The organism is Roseibium sp. MMSF_3544 (genome assembly GCF_030732845.1).
In the GTDB taxonomy this organism is placed as follows: domain Bacteria; phylum Pseudomonadota; class Alphaproteobacteria; order Rhizobiales; family Stappiaceae; genus Roseibium.
In genome coordinates, this window is record NZ_JASHKA010000001.1 from 1 (window position 1) to 14,060 (window position 14,060).

The 14,060-nt window shown below is 57.0% G+C and carries 12 protein-coding genes and 2 pseudogenes; 7 read left to right on the forward strand and 7 right to left on the reverse strand.

The features are described 5' to 3' along the window. Nucleotides 1-14: 14 nt before the first annotated feature. Complete coding sequence (locus tag RBB47_RS00005) at nt 15-779, reverse strand: SDR family NAD(P)-dependent oxidoreductase (protein ID WP_305983656.1); 765 nt, start codon at nt 777-779, stop codon at nt 15-17. Nucleotides 780-1,038: 259 nt separating this feature from the next. Here RBB47_RS00005 and RBB47_RS00010 point away from each other — a divergent pair, with 259 nt between their 5' ends. Both RBB47_RS00010 and RBB47_RS00015 read left to right on the forward strand, forming a co-directional pair. Then, nucleotides 1,039-1,854 (forward strand): AraC family transcriptional regulator, encoded by an 816-nt coding sequence (locus tag RBB47_RS00010; protein WP_305984191.1) that lies wholly within the window; start codon nt 1,039-1,041, stop codon nt 1,852-1,854. Nucleotides 1,855-1,986: 132 nt separating this feature from the next. Beyond that, nucleotides 1,987-2,910 carry a DMT family transporter gene (locus RBB47_RS00015; RefSeq protein WP_305983657.1) on the forward strand — a complete coding sequence of 308 codons (924 nt, stop codon included), beginning with the start codon at nt 1,987-1,989 and terminating at the stop codon, nt 2,908-2,910. Nucleotides 2,911-2,922: 12 nt separating this feature from the next. On the opposite strand, the gene RBB47_RS00020 is transcribed toward RBB47_RS00015, so the two are convergent. Both RBB47_RS00020 and RBB47_RS30975 read right to left on the reverse strand, forming a co-directional pair. Further along, nucleotides 2,923-3,834: a PhzF family phenazine biosynthesis protein gene (locus RBB47_RS00020; protein ID WP_305983658.1), complete on the reverse strand. Its 912-nt coding sequence runs from the start codon at nt 3,832-3,834 to the stop codon at nt 2,923-2,925. A 900-nt stretch (nt 3,835-4,734) separates the two neighbouring features. Continuing rightward, nucleotides 4,735-5,127: pseudogene (locus RBB47_RS30975) on the reverse strand (GNAT family N-acetyltransferase); the annotation flags it as partial. 522 nt (nt 5,128-5,649) lie between these two features. Between RBB47_RS30975 and RBB47_RS00030 the strand changes: the two are divergent. Beyond that, nucleotides 5,650-5,940 carry a GIY-YIG nuclease family protein gene (locus RBB47_RS00030; RefSeq protein ID WP_305983660.1) on the forward strand — a complete coding sequence of 97 codons (291 nt, stop codon included), beginning with the start codon at nt 5,650-5,652 and terminating at the stop codon, nt 5,938-5,940. Between the two features lie 179 nt (nt 5,941-6,119). On the opposite strand, the gene RBB47_RS00035 is transcribed toward RBB47_RS00030, so the two are convergent. Continuing rightward, a complete protein-coding gene (locus RBB47_RS00035) occupies nt 6,120-7,022 on the reverse strand; it encodes a pirin family protein (RefSeq protein WP_305983661.1) in 903 nt (300 codons plus the stop codon). 237 nt (nt 7,023-7,259) lie between these two features. Between RBB47_RS00035 and RBB47_RS00040 the strand changes: the two genes are divergently transcribed. From RBB47_RS00040 to RBB47_RS00055, 4 genes are read left to right on the forward strand one after another with little or no spacing between them, the layout of a single operon-like run. Continuing rightward, on the forward strand, nt 7,260-8,183 hold the full coding sequence (locus RBB47_RS00040) for an ABC transporter ATP-binding protein (RefSeq protein ID WP_305983662.1): 924 nt from the start codon (nt 7,260-7,262) through the stop codon (nt 8,181-8,183). A 6-nt stretch (nt 8,184-8,189) separates the two neighbouring features. Continuing rightward, the gene (locus tag RBB47_RS00045; RefSeq protein WP_305983663.1) at nt 8,190-8,708 is read left to right on the forward strand and encodes a GNAT family N-acetyltransferase; all 519 of its coding nucleotides are present in this window, start codon (nt 8,190-8,192) and stop codon (nt 8,706-8,708) included. Continuing rightward, a complete protein-coding gene (locus RBB47_RS00050; protein WP_305983664.1) occupies nt 8,705-9,466 on the forward strand; it encodes an ABC transporter permease in 762 nt (253 codons plus the stop codon). The genes RBB47_RS00045 and RBB47_RS00050 overlap by 4 nt, the downstream gene beginning before the upstream one ends. Before the next feature lie 31 nt (nt 9,467-9,497). Further along, complete coding sequence (locus RBB47_RS00055) at nt 9,498-10,394, forward strand: D-alanyl-D-alanine carboxypeptidase family protein (RefSeq protein ID WP_305983665.1); 897 nt, start codon at nt 9,498-9,500, stop codon at nt 10,392-10,394. A 31-nt stretch (nt 10,395-10,425) separates the two neighbouring features. On the opposite strand, the gene RBB47_RS00060 is transcribed toward RBB47_RS00055, so the two are convergent. From RBB47_RS00060 to RBB47_RS00070, 3 genes and pseudogenes are all read right to left on the reverse strand, one after another. Beyond that, the gene (locus RBB47_RS00060; RefSeq protein WP_305983666.1) at nt 10,426-11,583 is read right to left on the reverse strand and encodes a GGDEF domain-containing protein; all 1,158 of its coding nucleotides are present in this window, start codon (nt 11,581-11,583) and stop codon (nt 10,426-10,428) included. A gap of 373 nt (nt 11,584-11,956) precedes the next feature. Next, nucleotides 11,957-12,988, reverse strand: a pseudogene (gene ilvC, locus RBB47_RS00065) (ketol-acid reductoisomerase); the annotation flags it as partial. A gap of 89 nt (nt 12,989-13,077) precedes the next feature. Further along, the gene (locus RBB47_RS00070) at nt 13,078-13,728 is read right to left on the reverse strand and encodes a TetR/AcrR family transcriptional regulator (protein WP_305983667.1); all 651 of its coding nucleotides are present in this window, start codon (nt 13,726-13,728) and stop codon (nt 13,078-13,080) included. Between the last annotated feature and the right edge of the window lie 332 nt (nt 13,729-14,060).

A 14,060-nucleotide genomic window follows, 5' to 3' on the forward strand; every position in this document is an offset into this window, starting at 1 on the left:
CCCCCGCGTCCATGCTACAGGTTCATACCCCCGGAAATTTCAATGCGCTGACCCGTCATCCAGGCGGTCTGGCCTGCCAAAAGCGCTGCGATAGCGCCGCCAATATCGTCCGGTTTGCCTGCGCGGCCCATAGCGGTCATCGATGCGATTGCCCTGTTTATTTCGGGAATGTCGCGCACTGCACCACCACCAAAATCCGTTTCCACCGCGCCGGGAGCAATCGTGTTAACGGAAATCCCACGCGGTCCGAGTTCCTTGGCGAGGTAGCGGGTCAGCACTTCGATAGCGCCTTTCATCGTCGCGTAGGCCGAATATCCCGGCAACGAGAACCGGGCGAGGCCGGACGAGACGTTCAAAATGCGTCCGCCATCCGAAACAAGCGGCAACAGCCGCTGCGTCAGGAAAAAGACGCCTTTGACATGAACATTCATCAGCCGGTCAAAGTCTTCCTCTGAGGTCTCTTCGAACGGCTTGTTGAGCCCGAAGCCTGCATTGTTGATCAAATAGTCAAAGCTTTCCCGCTGCCAATTCGTTCGAAGGAGTTCCTGCAGTTGCACGCCGAACGCTTCGAAACCCATTGTTACCGACGTGTCCAGTTGCACCAGGGCAGCCTTTCCACCAGCAGAACCGATCTCGCGGACGACCGCTGCGGCTTCTGTTTTTCCGGTCCGGTAGGTCAGGATTGTGTCGATGTCGTTTTGGGCAAGGTGAAGGGCAGTATTGCGTCCCAGCCCACGGCTTCCGCCGGTGATAAGCGCGATTTTTCGAATAGTGGCCATGTTTTCTCTCCTGGATTGGCGTGTTGCCGAATGACCAAAAGATGGACTGTGATAGGGATATTTGCCTGCCAATTTCTCCAGAAAATCTGCCTGATTCTCTAATTTGTTTCATCGCTTTCTTGTCATTGCCAGCTCAGCGGATTAACAAGAGAACGGAAAGGAGACAGATGTGCAGATCGATGAATTGATACGAGAAATCATTAATTTTGCTGATCTATGCGCCGCAGGATCAGATCCCTTTCCGGTCGGCTTACCCGGTGTGACTTTAGTTCGTCAGCGGCGCCCGACCTATGTATACCCTGTGGTCTATCAACCCATTTTCTGCCTTGTTCTCCAGGGCGAGAAGCAAACCATGCTGGGCGACCGGCTGGTCCGGTTCGCACGCCTCCAATCCTTCGTTGTCGGATTGGATATGCCGGCGAAAGCGCAGGTGGTGAAGGCTAGTCCAAGGGAGCCATACGTAGCGTTGGCAGTCGAGCTGGATCTGAACCTGATCAACGAACTTGCGACGGCCGTTTCTCAAGGCGCTCTGGAAGATGAGCGGGCTCTTGCCGTTCAAAGTGGAGAAACCGAGGCGCCACTTGTCGATGCGATGCGGCGCATGTTCGATCTTCGGGACCGGCACGAGGCGCAACCTGTGCTCTTCCCGCTGATCCTGAAGGAAATCCACTATTGGTTGCTCGTCTCGGAGCAGGGAAGTCTTTTGCGCCAGCTTGCCAAAAAAGACAGTCATGCGGCGCGGATCTCAAAAGCCATTGCGGTCATCAAGGGTTGTTATTCTGCAGCTCTGCGGGTTGATGATCTTGCAGACGTCGCCGGCATGAGCGTCTCAGGGTTCCACGCAAGTTTCAGGGAGATCACAGGGACGTCTCCGCTTCAGTTTCAAAAGCAGTTGCGTCTGATCGAAGCCAGACGATTGATAAAATGGGAAAGGCTGCGGGTGGCAGAGGCGGCATATCATGTGGGGTACGAAAGCCCGACTCAGTTCAGCCGCGAGTATTCCAGGGTTTTTGGCGTTTCACCGCGAAAGGACCGGACCGAAGTTCCGCACGATTTGGCGGAGCCCGCGGCATAGGGCGACTTGTATCAATCAGTTTGAGGATGCCGGTCAGTTTGTCACGCTGCCTGTCGGATTGCATCGCACCGCGCTACCGGTTTGTTCCGGTGTCATTGCCGCATCCCGTTCCGCTCGCTACGATAGCTTCCAATGACAAGAACTTATGCGATTGCCCTGACTTTCGGTTTTGTCGCCGCGTTCCTGATGGGCGCCAATTCCGTGATCGTGCGGTATCTGACAACCGACTTGCACGGACTTCAGATCGCGGTGTTCCGCTTGTGGATTGCGTGCTCCGTCATTTTTGTCATGCTCAAGTTATCCGGCCGGCGCCTTAACCTGTTTCGGTTCGACCGGTACACACTGCTTGCGAGCGCCGGCTTCACGCTGAACTACATCACCTTTCACATCGGTCTTGAACAGACCAGCGCAACAAACGCCATGGTGCTTGAGAACACAGCTCCATTTTTCGTGCTGCTGTTTCTTGTTGCCGCGGGCGTAGAAAGGGTTCGATGGTACGACGCCCTGGCAACCTTCATGGCGCTCGCCGGTGTTTATCTGACTGTCCGACACGACTTCGATGCCGGGGCAGGTGACAGCCTCATTGGAGACTTTTGGGAACTCGGAGCGGGTATTTCCTGGGCGATCTTCATCGTCGGAAGTGCGCGGGCGGTGAAAGAGACCAAGTCAACAATGGACCGCATGGAAGTCCTGTTGAAGATCCTGTTGCCAAGCGCCGTCGTGTTGTCACCCAGTTTGTTGCTCTATCCATTGGGGGCAACCGCATCGGATGTCCTGTTCCTCGTTCTGCTCGGAGTCTTGTCCACCGCGCTCGGCTACTATCTTTGGTACGAAGCCATGGCGACAGTTTCGACCGTCACTGCGGCGCTTCTCGCCGTTCTGTCAGTGGTCTTTACATTCGTGATCGCCTATTTCGCCATCGGGGAGCAGATAACGCCCGACATGCTGATCGGCGGCGCGCTGATCATCACCGGAGTGGTGTTGCCGGGCCTCCTCAACACTCGGTCCAAGGCGCCTGTCGAAGAAGGCACCGTGAGCGAACCTGATGATGGCTGATTCAGCGGATTTTCAGACGAACAACTCGCCTCGAGCCACAAGGGTGGCCTGACCACCGATGCGGACCGCGTGCATGCCACCGTTTTCGATGTCGATCCCAAGGTCGATCAGCGACGGGCGTCCCATTTCGAAGCCTTGCTCAATGCGAATATGATGGGTTCCTTCCGTCAGGCCGTCATAAAAATGAACGACGCCGGCGAAGGCGGCGGCTGCCGAGCCGGTTGCCGGATCCTCTAATATGCCCATTTCCGGAGCGAACAGACGTGCATGGAATGCGCTATCGTGAGACCGGGTTTCCCGGCAGTAGACATAGGCATCGTTGTGATCGTCCTTGCCGAAACCGGCCTTCCACATGGCCGTGACCGGCTTGGCCCTCGACAGCGCGTCCAGATCCCTGACGGGCACGAAATTGAAGGGCGGGCCCACGCGGAAACGCGACGGCGCGTGGTTTTCAAACCCGATGTCCGTTGGCTCCAGGTCAAGCGCCGCGGCGATCAGCTCGACATTCACGGTCGGACCCGCCGGCTCCGGAAGGTTGGGCACATCGAATTCGGCGAACGCTGCCGCGTTCTGTCGAAGAATAACCGCACAGCGCACTGTGCCGATCTTCTGTTTCAGGACCACCACCGCGTCCTGCTCACCGTCGATATCGCCAAATCGCTCGGTTGCCAGCAAAATGGCGGTTCCAACGGTTGGGTGACCGGCGAAGGGAAGCTCAACCTTTGGCGTAAAGATACGCATGCTGGCCGACTGGCCCGGATTTTCCGGCGGAAACACGAAGACCGTCTCGGACAGATTGAACTCGGCTGCGATCTTTTGCATCTGCTCGTCGCTCAGACCGTCGGAGTCCAGTACCACCGCAAGCGGATTGCCGGCGAGGAGTGTGTTCGTGAAGACATCCAAGATCGCGTAGCGGCGGCCCATATTGTTTTCTCCTTGGAAGAACGCCTGAATTGAGTTTCTGAGGTGAGCGGACTTTTGCATTTCTTCGCGGGTCCCGCCAGCCCTTAGTGGTTGTTCTTGGTGAACAAATCATTGACTGCCCGCCGCAACGTCACCCTCGTGTTCCCGCAGGAGGTACTCCCCGATATCACGCGCAAAGGGCATGGTTGCAGGGTCGCAAAGGTCAGCATGCGAACGGATAATGCGAATGTCGGCAAGCTCCTGCTCGTCGGATGCGCGCGAGAATTCGAGCATCTGCGCGCTGAGGTCCGCTGCAGACTTGTCGCTGTCAAAAACCTGGGCGATCGATATGCGTGGGCCGTCGAAGGCGACCAGCAACTCTGCCTTCAACATGTCAGCGCCCTTCAAGCCGGTTTCTTCTTCCAGCTCGCGGTCGATCGCACTCAAAACGTCAACTTCGCCGTCAGGCGTCAAATCGTTCAGATCGAGATTTCCGCCAGGGGGATAAATCATGCCGGCTGTCGCCGTGTGTGCGCCCATCACTCCGTAAAGCAGTGCGCCGTCGCGCGAGCGCAAAATCGCGGAGCCGAAAAGATTGAAGGCTGACGCATCCGGAGCGCCCCAGTCACGCCAGGCGATGTGGGCTGCATAACTGCTCTCGGAGAACTGCCCTTTCAAGAAGCCATCCTCAAACTCGAAACGTGTCAGCTTCAACGTGCGGCCGTTCCAAAGCATCGCAATTCGTTTCTTCGCACTCTCGAAATAACTTGCAATCTCTCGTTCGTTTTCGAGTTCGAACCGCCAGGGATTGCCGGAAAGCCGCAAATCGAGACCCGTGACCTCAAAGACGCTGGGCGGCAGCACTTTTTCCATCAGAGGTATGTCGTCGCCGGGCGACATTTCACTCGCGCGGGTATCGAGTGTTCTGTACCCGCGTTTCTCATAGAACGAACCAGCGTACGTATCGGCTTCCAGATAAAGCCGTTTCAGCCGTTTTGTCCGCGCCGTGTCCTCGGCGCGTTTCAAAAGCAGGCTGCCGATCCCCTGACCATGAACTTCAGGGGCAACAAAAAGATAGTCGACAAGAAGCGTGTCTTCGTCTTGTTGGGCAACGCCCGAAAACGCGACCGGGATGCCGTCCTGCTCTGCGACGGTGACCTGCAAGGATCGGATGGTCGCTTCCCGGATATGCCAGGCCTCGACGAACTCAGCCATCTTGTCGTCCGGATAGCCCCACGAGGCCTTGGCGCGGTGGAGAATATCCGTCAGGGCAGGAGCGTCGGCTGTGATGGCGGGACGAAGTTTGAGAGGCATGGCTGTCCGGGCTGAAAAAGGTCAGGACAGCGGTAGCCAGACTTTGTGAAGGTTACAAGGCAATACGGAGAGTGATTTTAGGCGGAACGTTTGATCCAATAGCTGCCTTTCAGAAAATTCCGGGATTTCGCAAGAATCACGGCCTAACTCGGAAAGCTGAAACGTGGTGACTTGTCATCCCGGCTGCCGCGAACCGGAAGGCCGGGATCCAGTAGACAGAAGCTTTTCAAACTAAGCCCGGCACTTGTTTCTGGATTCTTGCCTTCGCAGGAATGACGAGAAGTGCGACTGATCCGCAAGCGAGACGTCATCGGTCACCACTTTCTCTCACCGGATGAACGTGCCGTTCAGCAGTTCTGCGACTGCCTGGACGAGACCTGTCTTGGTTCAGAGCGAGCGGCATGGATGCCATGGTCAAGCTACGGCATGACCGAGCGGTGTGAGTTTAAGCTTCTTTCATAAACGCCACACGTAGTCATTGCAGGGTTTGACCCTGCAATCCATGTCGTTTCCCATCCCTCCATGAAACGCTATTGGGTATACATCCTCACGAGCCGAAAGAACGGAACGCTGTACACCGGCGTTACAAACGATCTCGTAAGGAGGCTCTTCGAGCACCAAAACGGCCATGGTTCGAAATTCGCAGCGCGATATGGGGCAATTCGATTTGTATGGTATGAGGAACATCCAATCGATGGTCAGGCAATCGCACGTGAAAAGGCAATCAAGTCCTGGCCCAGGAAATGGAAGATCGACCTGATCGAAGGCATGAATCTCGAGTGGTACGACCTAAAAAGGTTTCTGAATGCGTGAACTTGCCGGATCTGTCTTGGTGCGGAGCGAACGGCATGGATGCCATGGTCGGGCCATGGCATGACCTCGGCTGATTGAAGTCTCGTCACCAGCAAAAATCTCATTTTCAGGTCATTGCGGGACTTGATCTGGCAATCCAAGCCATTTCGTTGCAGCTGGCAGCAATGTTTGAGAATGCATCACCGGATGAACGTGCCGTTCTGCAGTTCTGTGACTGCCTGGACCAGTTCGTCGCGGGTGTTCATGACGATAGGGCCATGCCAGGCAACGGGCTCCTTGATCGGAGCGCCGGAGACAAGCAGGAAACGGATGCCTTCCTCGCCTGCCTGAACAACAATCTCATCACCCGTTCCGAAGATGACGAGCGTCCGGTCACCGGTCTGGTCGCGGATCTTCAGCTCCTCTCCGCCGAATTCTTTTTCGGTCAAAACCCCGAAAGGATCCGATGCCCCTTCAAATGTGCCGGAGCCTTCAAAGACATAAGCGAAAGTTTGCTTGTAAGTGTCTACCTTGAAACGCTTTTTCTGACCTGCCGGGACATGGATATCAAGATATTGCGGTTCTGCCGCGATCCCGTCCACCGGTCCGCGTTTGCCCCAGAACGCGCCGCAAATGATCCGCGCGGACGTGCCGTCGTCATCCGTCACCACCGGAATGTCAGTCGCCGCGACGTCCTGGTAGCGCGGTTCGGTCATTTTCAGGGAGGACGGCAGGTTCGCCCAGAGCTGGAATCCGTGCATGCGTCCCTTGGCATCTCCTTTTGGCATTTCCTGGTGCATGATGCCGCGTCCGGCTGTCATCCATTGAACGTCGCCGGCACCCAGATCGCCCTTGTTGCCGAGGCTGTCGCCATGCTCAACCGTGCCTGCAAGGACATATGTGATCGTTTCAATGCCCCGGTGCGGATGCCACGGAAATCCGGCCAGATAGTCTTCGGGCCGGTCGTTGCGGAAATCGTCGAGCAGCAGGAACGGATCAAGCATCTCAGGGTCCTGAAAGCCGAACACCCGTTCGAGTTTGACACCCGCTCCTTCCAGGGTTGGCTGCGTTGAACCGATATGCGTGACCGGACGGATTGACATCGATGTGGTCCTTTTTGCCGAAACTGCTTTCTCCGCAAGATAGCGTTTGAGCGCGGAAAACCTAGGCGGGCCGGGACGAACGCAGTGTTTCTTGAGGGGAAACAATCTGTGAGGGCATTTGTTGCCAAACCATGCAATGCGGAAAGCTTGCATCTTGCGACAGGCTTGCCCACATGCGAGGTTGCCCTGCCAGTTTGGCCGTCTGGTCAAATAAATTACTCAATCGGTTTGAATTTCATGGCCCCGATACTGTCCGTCCGCGACCTGGAAAAGACCTACGATGGTGGTTTCCAGGCTCTCAAGTCCGTGTCCCTGGATATTCTGGAGGGCGAGGTTTTTGCGCTGCTTGGTCCGAACGGCGCCGGCAAAACGACCTTGATCAGCACGATTTGCGGGCTTGTCCGGCCGACTTCGGGGACCATCCAGGTTGGCGGGTACGATGCGTTGACGGAATTCAGGGCGGCCCGGCGCCTCATCGGACTTGTGCCTCAGGAAATGCCGACGGCACCGTTTGAAATCGTCGGGGATACGGTCGCCCTGAGCCGCGGTCTTTTCGGTTTGCCGCCGGACAAGGACCTTATTGAGAAAATCCTGAAAGACCTGACGCTCTGGGAGAAACGCAAAAACCCGATCATGGCGCTGTCAGGCGGCATGAAGCGAAGGCTTCTGGTTGCCAAGGCTCTTTCCCACGAACCGAGAATTCTCTTTCTTGACGAACCCACAGCAGGGGTCGATGTGGAACTGCGCCACGATATGTGGCGCATTGTCAGCGAGCTGAAGGAGCGCGGCGTCACGATCATCCTGACGACGCACTACATCGAAGAAGCCGAAGAAATGGCAGATAGGGTTGGTGTCATCAACAAGGGCGAAATCATCCTCGTGGAGGAAAAGGCGGAACTGATGCGCAAGCTGGGGCGCAAGCTGCTCACCCTGAACCTGACGCAGCCCCTGAGCGCTGTTCCCGAAAGTCTGGCGCGTTACGATCTATTGCTCGAAGACGACGGGACACGGCTCACCTATACCTACGACACCCATGCCGAACGCACCGGCATCACCTCGCTTCTGACTGACCTTTCGGAGGCGGGGGTGAGATTTCAGGATCTTCAGACCGACCAGTCATCGCTTGAAGACATATTCGTCGATCTGGTCAAGCAGCGGTGAGGCACCATGGCAGCTGACTATTCCATCCGGCTGGCGAGGTTGAGCGACAAAGACGCCCTGACCGACCTTTCCATGCGCTCCAAACAGTCCAACGGATATGATGACGCGTTCATGGCGCAGTGTGCCGACGAACTGCGTGTCCTGGATGACTGGATCACCGGCAACGATTTCTGGCTTGCCGAGACAGCGGACGGGCAGATCGTCGGGTGCATCAGGCTGTCGAGCGAGGGTGACGGCGTTGGAGAGCTCGAAACATGTTTTGTCGATCCCGCCTGGAAGGGAAGGGGCGTCGGTAAAAGCCTGTTTGAGCAACTCGCCGGGAAGGCAAGGGCGATCGGGTTGACAACGGTCGGTGTGGATTCCGACCCTTATGCGGAGCCGTTTTATGCCCGCATGGGCTTTCGCACGATTGGCCGGACACCTTCGGGTTCCATCGCCGGACGGACGCTGCCGCGAATGGAACTGACAATGGACGGCGGGAAGGCCACGGTGCCGGAAACAAAGATGGAAACAGGTAGCCAATGAACTTCGGAGCGGTCAAAGCGATTTACATCTCCGAGATGGCGCGGACAAGGCGCACCCTGATGCAGAGTGTGATATCCCCCGTGATCTCGACCGTGCTTTATTTCGTCGTCTTCGGTGCGGCCATCGGGTCGCGAATTTCCGAAGTCGACGGCGTCAGCTATGGTGCGTTCATCGTGCCTGGACTGATCATGCTGTCCTTGATGACCCAGAGCCTTTCGAATGCGTCATTCGGCATTTATTTCCCGCGTTTTACAGGCACGATCTTCGAGGTCCTTTCCGCGCCTGTTTCCTATCTGGAAATCACGATCGCCTATGTGGGTGCGGCAGCGACGAAATCCATCCTTGTCGGGCTGATCATCCTGATCACGGCCAACTTTTTCGTCGATATCGAGGTTCAGCACCCGATCTGGATGATTACGTTCTTCCTGCTGACCGCAATCACCTTTGCCCTGCTCGGCTTCATCATCGGCATCTGGGCGGACAATTTCGAGAAGCTGCAATTCGTGCCGCTTTTGATCGTTACGCCGCTGGCTTTTCTCGGCGGCAGCTTTTATTCGATCAACATGTTGCCCGAGTTCTGGCAGACCGTGACGCTCATCAATCCGGTTGTCTACCTGATCTCCGGGTTCCGCTGGAGTTTTTATGGACAGGCAGATGTGAGCCTCTGGCTTTCACTTGTGGCAACAATGGTTTTCCTGTTCGGATCGCTGGCGGTGGTGCATTGGATATTCAAGACAGGCTACCGTTTGAAGGCCTGAGCCCGGCGGCACTAAATTCGTGAGAGGTTTGATGCGTTCAAGCGCGGTACTCAAAAAGATTTCAGCGCTGCTACTGGCAGTGTTTCTGGCCGCATGTCAGACGACGCAGCCGGCACCACCGTCCCCGGCCGCTGCCTCCTCGGCCACGACGGCGCCCGTCCAGAACGCCTCGCTTCCGGTCATCGGGTATGCGCCTGCGACAGCAGAGGAGAGGGGCTTTTCCGCCCTTGTTCTCGATGCGTCGACCGGTCAGGAGCTTTACGCGGTCAATGCCGACGCAGCCCGATTTCCCGCATCCCTCACCAAGATGATGACGCTCTATCTTCTGTTCGAGGCGGTTGCCGACGGCCGTTACTCGCTGTCGTCTCCATTGACGGTGTCGGTAAATGCGGCTTCACAGCCACCGGCGAAACTCGGCCTAAAGGAAGGTTCAACCATCACGGTGCGACAGGCCGCTCAGGCACTTTCCGTCCGCTCGGCCAACGATGTCGGTGTCGCCGTTGCTGAAAACCTTGCGGGAAGCGAAGAGGCGTTCGCGCGCCAGATGACCCAGCAGGCACGCGCGCTGGGCCTTTCAAGAACACGCTTCGTCAATGCCACAGGGCTGCCCGACCCGGCCCAGGTCACGACCGCCCGGGACATGGCAAAGCTGGGTCTCGCGCTCAAACGGCGGTTTCCGCAATATGCCAGCTACTACAGGGCGAAGTCTTTCAACTATAACGGCCGTACCTTCAAGGCGACGAACAACCTTCTCGGCAAGGTTCCGGGCGTCGACGGTCTGAAGACCGGCTACATTCGCATGTCCGGCTATAACCTTGTGGCAACGGCAAGGCGGGGCGGCAAGCAGCTCATTGTTGTCGTGATTGGCGGAAAAAGCGAAACAGCGCGCGATACGGAAGTCGCGCGGCTGATTGAGGCCCATTTCTAATACTAAGAGCGGGCCTGCTGCAGGATGTGACCTAAGTCTCGGAGGTCAACGGGGCCGCAAAGGTGACGCAGTTGCGGCCGTTGCGCTTGGAGCGATACAGGCTCTCGTCGACGACCTGAAGAAGGTCTTCCATCTCCAACTCGTTTCCGTCTCCATGATAAATGCCGGCCGACGCCGTCACGCGAAAGTCGGGTGGCGCGAAGTCGAAGCGCAGATCGGCAATGCATTCGCGTAGCCGGTCGGCAACCTTGGCCGCGTTTTCTCGGCTGATATCCGGAAGAAGCACTGCGAATTCCTCGCCGCCCAGGCGGGCGAAGCAGTCATCCTTGCGAAGCTGACCCTTGGCAGCGGCAACCACTTTCACCAAAGCCGCGTCGCCAGCCAGGTGCCCGAAGCGGTCGTTGACTTGCTTGAAATGGTCAAGATCGAAATTCACCAACCCGAAGGTCTTTTTGGAAGGCGGGTGCAGCAGATCATCAAGGCGCGCCTGAAGTTCCCGGCGGTTATAGGCACCCGTGAGCGGATCCCGGCGCGCGGCTTCCTTGTGCCGCAAGGCCACCTGCTCGAAGGAAAGAGCTGTTGAGAACGCACCGGTCAGGCTGACGAACAGCATCGCGCTCATCAGATGAAGATCCTGCATCATGTCGTTGATCATGCCCGGACCCGCCGGCGCGTCACCGGCAAGGCCGTGATAGATGCGCAGACCGCCGACCGCGGCGAGAAAGAAGAACGCCAGCACCAGGCCGATGACCGAGATCTGCCCGTGGAAATTCTTGCTTGTGTAGGCAAAGATCGTGGCGACGCACAAGATGGTGAAGATCACATTGCCGCCGACATAAGCCAGGGTTGCGTTGGACAGGACATAGGCAAGCAGGCCGACCAGCATGTAGGCAAAGGCAGGCGCAAAGACGTCGCTCATCTTGTTCGGCAGGCGTGCGAGCACGCGCGCGGCATAAAGATGAAAGCCGAAGCCGAGCAGGAGGAGGGTGTTCGGCAACAGGTAGGCGACGATCGAGGGAAGCACGCGCTCGAAAGCGAAACACACCAGCGCGCCTGCCAAAAGAGCATTGGCCGTTGCCCAGCTTCGCCAGTGCAGGCTCGGCGTCACGCGCAACGACATTGCCTGAAACGAAATGGCAAAGATCAGCAGCAGAAGCAAATTCGCCGAAAAAAGTGTCAAAAGATCCATGCAGGCGTACTCCAAACCCGGTTCGCGTCAACGACCGTATGAAGAAGCCTACGTAGAAATAATTTTGGAGTTGTTAGGATCAGTCAGTCAATTTTCATCAAATTGTACTGTAGTTGACTGCACTGTCTTCAAACATTCTTACTGAGGTTCGAGCGTATAATTGAAGCGAGCATATTAAGATTTGCTAAAAGTCTTCGCATAAACTCGGACATATATTAGAGTTTTTTGTGAAAAATTTTAGGAAAAACGAGAATTTCAGTCACTTAGTCCAGGGTTATCCTATTTAAGGAGACTATATTCCCTAAGGGACGCTCACAAAGAAAAGGCCGGGCGTCGCTGCCCGGCCTTTCCGTATCATTGATCTGCAAAACGCTTAGTTCTTGGTCTTGTCGACCAGCGCGTTGGACTTGATCCACGGCATCATGCCGCGCAGTTTTTCGCCGACTTCCTCGATCTGGTGCGCGTCGTTCAGACGACGGGTCGCCTTGAACTTTGCAGCGCCCGCACGGTACTCCTGCATCCACTCGGAGGTGAACTTGCCGGTCTGGATGTCCTTCAGGACGCGCTTCATTTCCGCCTTGGTCTCGTCTGTGACGATGCGCGGGCCGGTGACATACTCACCCCACTCCGCCGTGTTGGAGATGGAGTAGTTCATGTTGGCGATGCCGCCTTCGTAGATCAGATCCACGATCAGCTTCACTTCGTGCAGGCACTCGAAATAAGCCATTTCAGGCGCATAGCCGGCTTCCACGAGGGTCTCGAAACCGGCGCGGATCAGTTCGACCAGACCGCCGCACAAAACCGCCTGTTCGCCGAAGAGGTCGGTTTCGCACTCTTCCTGGAACGTGGTTTCGATGATGCCCGAGCGGCCACCGCCGACGCCACTTGCATAGGAGAGGCCGAGATCAAGCGCGTTGCCGGAGGCATCCTGGTGAACGGCGACAAGGCACGGCACGCCGCCACCTTTTTCGTATTCGCCGCGAACGGTGTGGCCCGGACCTTTCGGGGCAACCATCAGGACGTCGACGGTGGACTTCGGCTCGATCAGGCCGAAATGCACGTTGAGGCCATGCGCGAACGCAATGGCCGCGCCGTCGCGGATGTTGGCTGCAATGTGATCCTTGTAGATGTCAGCCTGCAGTTCGTCGGGCGTTGCCATCATCATCAGGTCAGCCCAAGCGGCAGCGTCGGCAACATTCATGACCTTGAAGCCGTCGGCTTCGGCTTTCAGGGCAGTGGTGGATCCTTCCCGCAAGGCAACGGCGACGTCGGTGACACCGCTGTCTTTCAGGTTCATGGCATGGGCACGGCCCTGGGAACCGTAACCGATGATGGCGACTTTCTTGGACTTGATCAGGTTGAGATCAGCGTCACGATCGTAATAAACGCGCATGGGTTCCTTTCTCCCGTATGCATTCTCGTCTTCTCATGAAAGCCGGCTTGAGGCCGGTCTTCGTTTTCTCTGGTGTTCCCCAGTGGATCCGCTGTCTGGGCTCAAGCCCCAAACAAGCGGTAAAAACGGTCAACGGCCGTTTCGGCCTGCGATTTATGGTCCTGCTCCGCCGCGTTTGCGGTTTCGCCGAGCAACAGGCGGATATGAACATCACGCAAGGCGAGGCCGTAGAGCACCTGGTAGGCGTCTTCCGCATCGTCGAATTTCAACAGCCCGTGGCGGCGACCGCTCTCCAGCATCGTGCGTGCGCGCGAGGAAATCATGTGCTTGCCGCGCACAAGGAGCAGATGGCCGAGCCGGTTGGAATTGGTGTTCGACTGACCGATGGAGAGCCGGTTCAGCGCCAGCGATGTCTCAGAAAAGAGAACGCCAAGCAACGCCTCGACGAAAGCGGTCACATGGGTGCGGAAGGTTGCCGCATCGGCAGTGGAGCCGGCTTCTGAAGGAAACTGAACCTGGCTGGCCTGATAGGCAACGACGGCTGCCAGCAGCCCGTCGCGATCGCCGAACCACTTGTAAAGGCTTTCCTTGGAGCAGCTCGCAGTGCGTGCGAGCCCGGCGGTGGTCAGGGCTTTTTCGCCACCTTCGACCAGAAGCGTCAGCGCATGCTGCAGCACCACCTGCTGGCGCGGCGAGAATTCTGGCGCAGCGTCCGGGCGGGAAGTGGCGATGTCATAGGCGGCAGCGGGCATGGGTCCGGTCTTGGCTGGTTCGTTTGGTAAATGTCGATGGAACCGTACGGTACGGTTCGGTCGAGGTTATGGCACCGTGGAGAGGGGAGGTCAAGGGGGAATCTGGAGAATACCATGTGCTCCACCGGGTCTGATCCGGTCTAACCTGTTTCGATCCCCGCAAGAGTGAAAGAGGTCAAATGGACACCTGAAAAGCGGAATAGCTGTTCGCTGCGGACGTCATGATTTAAAGTTGCAGTCGCAACGCGTTTCTATTTCGAAAACAGGTTTTCCATGCTTCAGCTGGATTGTTCCGAACCGAAGATGAGCTCGAAAGAGGCCATCGAAGCCCT

What these genes read in the sequence shown, in the direction of transcription:
- RBB47_RS00005 (WP_305983656.1), bottom strand. Translation starts at nt 779, where the DNA reads ATGGCCACTATTCGAAAAATCGCGCTTATCACCGGCGGAAGCCGTGGG.
- RBB47_RS00015 (WP_305983657.1), top strand. Translation starts at nt 1,987, where the DNA reads ATGACAAGAACTTATGCGATTGCCCTGACTTTCGGTTTTGTCGCCGCG.
- RBB47_RS00020 (WP_305983658.1), bottom strand. Translation starts at nt 3,834, where the DNA reads ATGGGCCGCCGCTACGCGATCTTGGATGTCTTCACGAACACACTCCTC.
- RBB47_RS00030 (WP_305983660.1), top strand. Translation starts at nt 5,650, where the DNA reads ATGAAACGCTATTGGGTATACATCCTCACGAGCCGAAAGAACGGAACG.
- RBB47_RS00035 (WP_305983661.1), bottom strand. Translation starts at nt 7,022, where the DNA reads ATGTCAATCCGTCCGGTCACGCATATCGGTTCAACGCAGCCAACCCTG.
- RBB47_RS00040 (WP_305983662.1), top strand. Translation starts at nt 7,260, where the DNA reads ATGGCCCCGATACTGTCCGTCCGCGACCTGGAAAAGACCTACGATGGT.
- RBB47_RS00045 (WP_305983663.1), top strand. Translation starts at nt 8,190, where the DNA reads ATGGCAGCTGACTATTCCATCCGGCTGGCGAGGTTGAGCGACAAAGAC.
- RBB47_RS00050 (WP_305983664.1), top strand. Translation starts at nt 8,705, where the DNA reads ATGAACTTCGGAGCGGTCAAAGCGATTTACATCTCCGAGATGGCGCGG.
- RBB47_RS00055 (WP_305983665.1), top strand. Translation starts at nt 9,498, where the DNA reads ATGCGTTCAAGCGCGGTACTCAAAAAGATTTCAGCGCTGCTACTGGCA.
- RBB47_RS00060 (WP_305983666.1), bottom strand. Translation starts at nt 11,583, where the DNA reads ATGGATCTTTTGACACTTTTTTCGGCGAATTTGCTTCTGCTGCTGATC.
- RBB47_RS00070 (WP_305983667.1), bottom strand. Translation starts at nt 13,728, where the DNA reads ATGCCCGCTGCCGCCTATGACATCGCCACTTCCCGCCCGGACGCTGCG.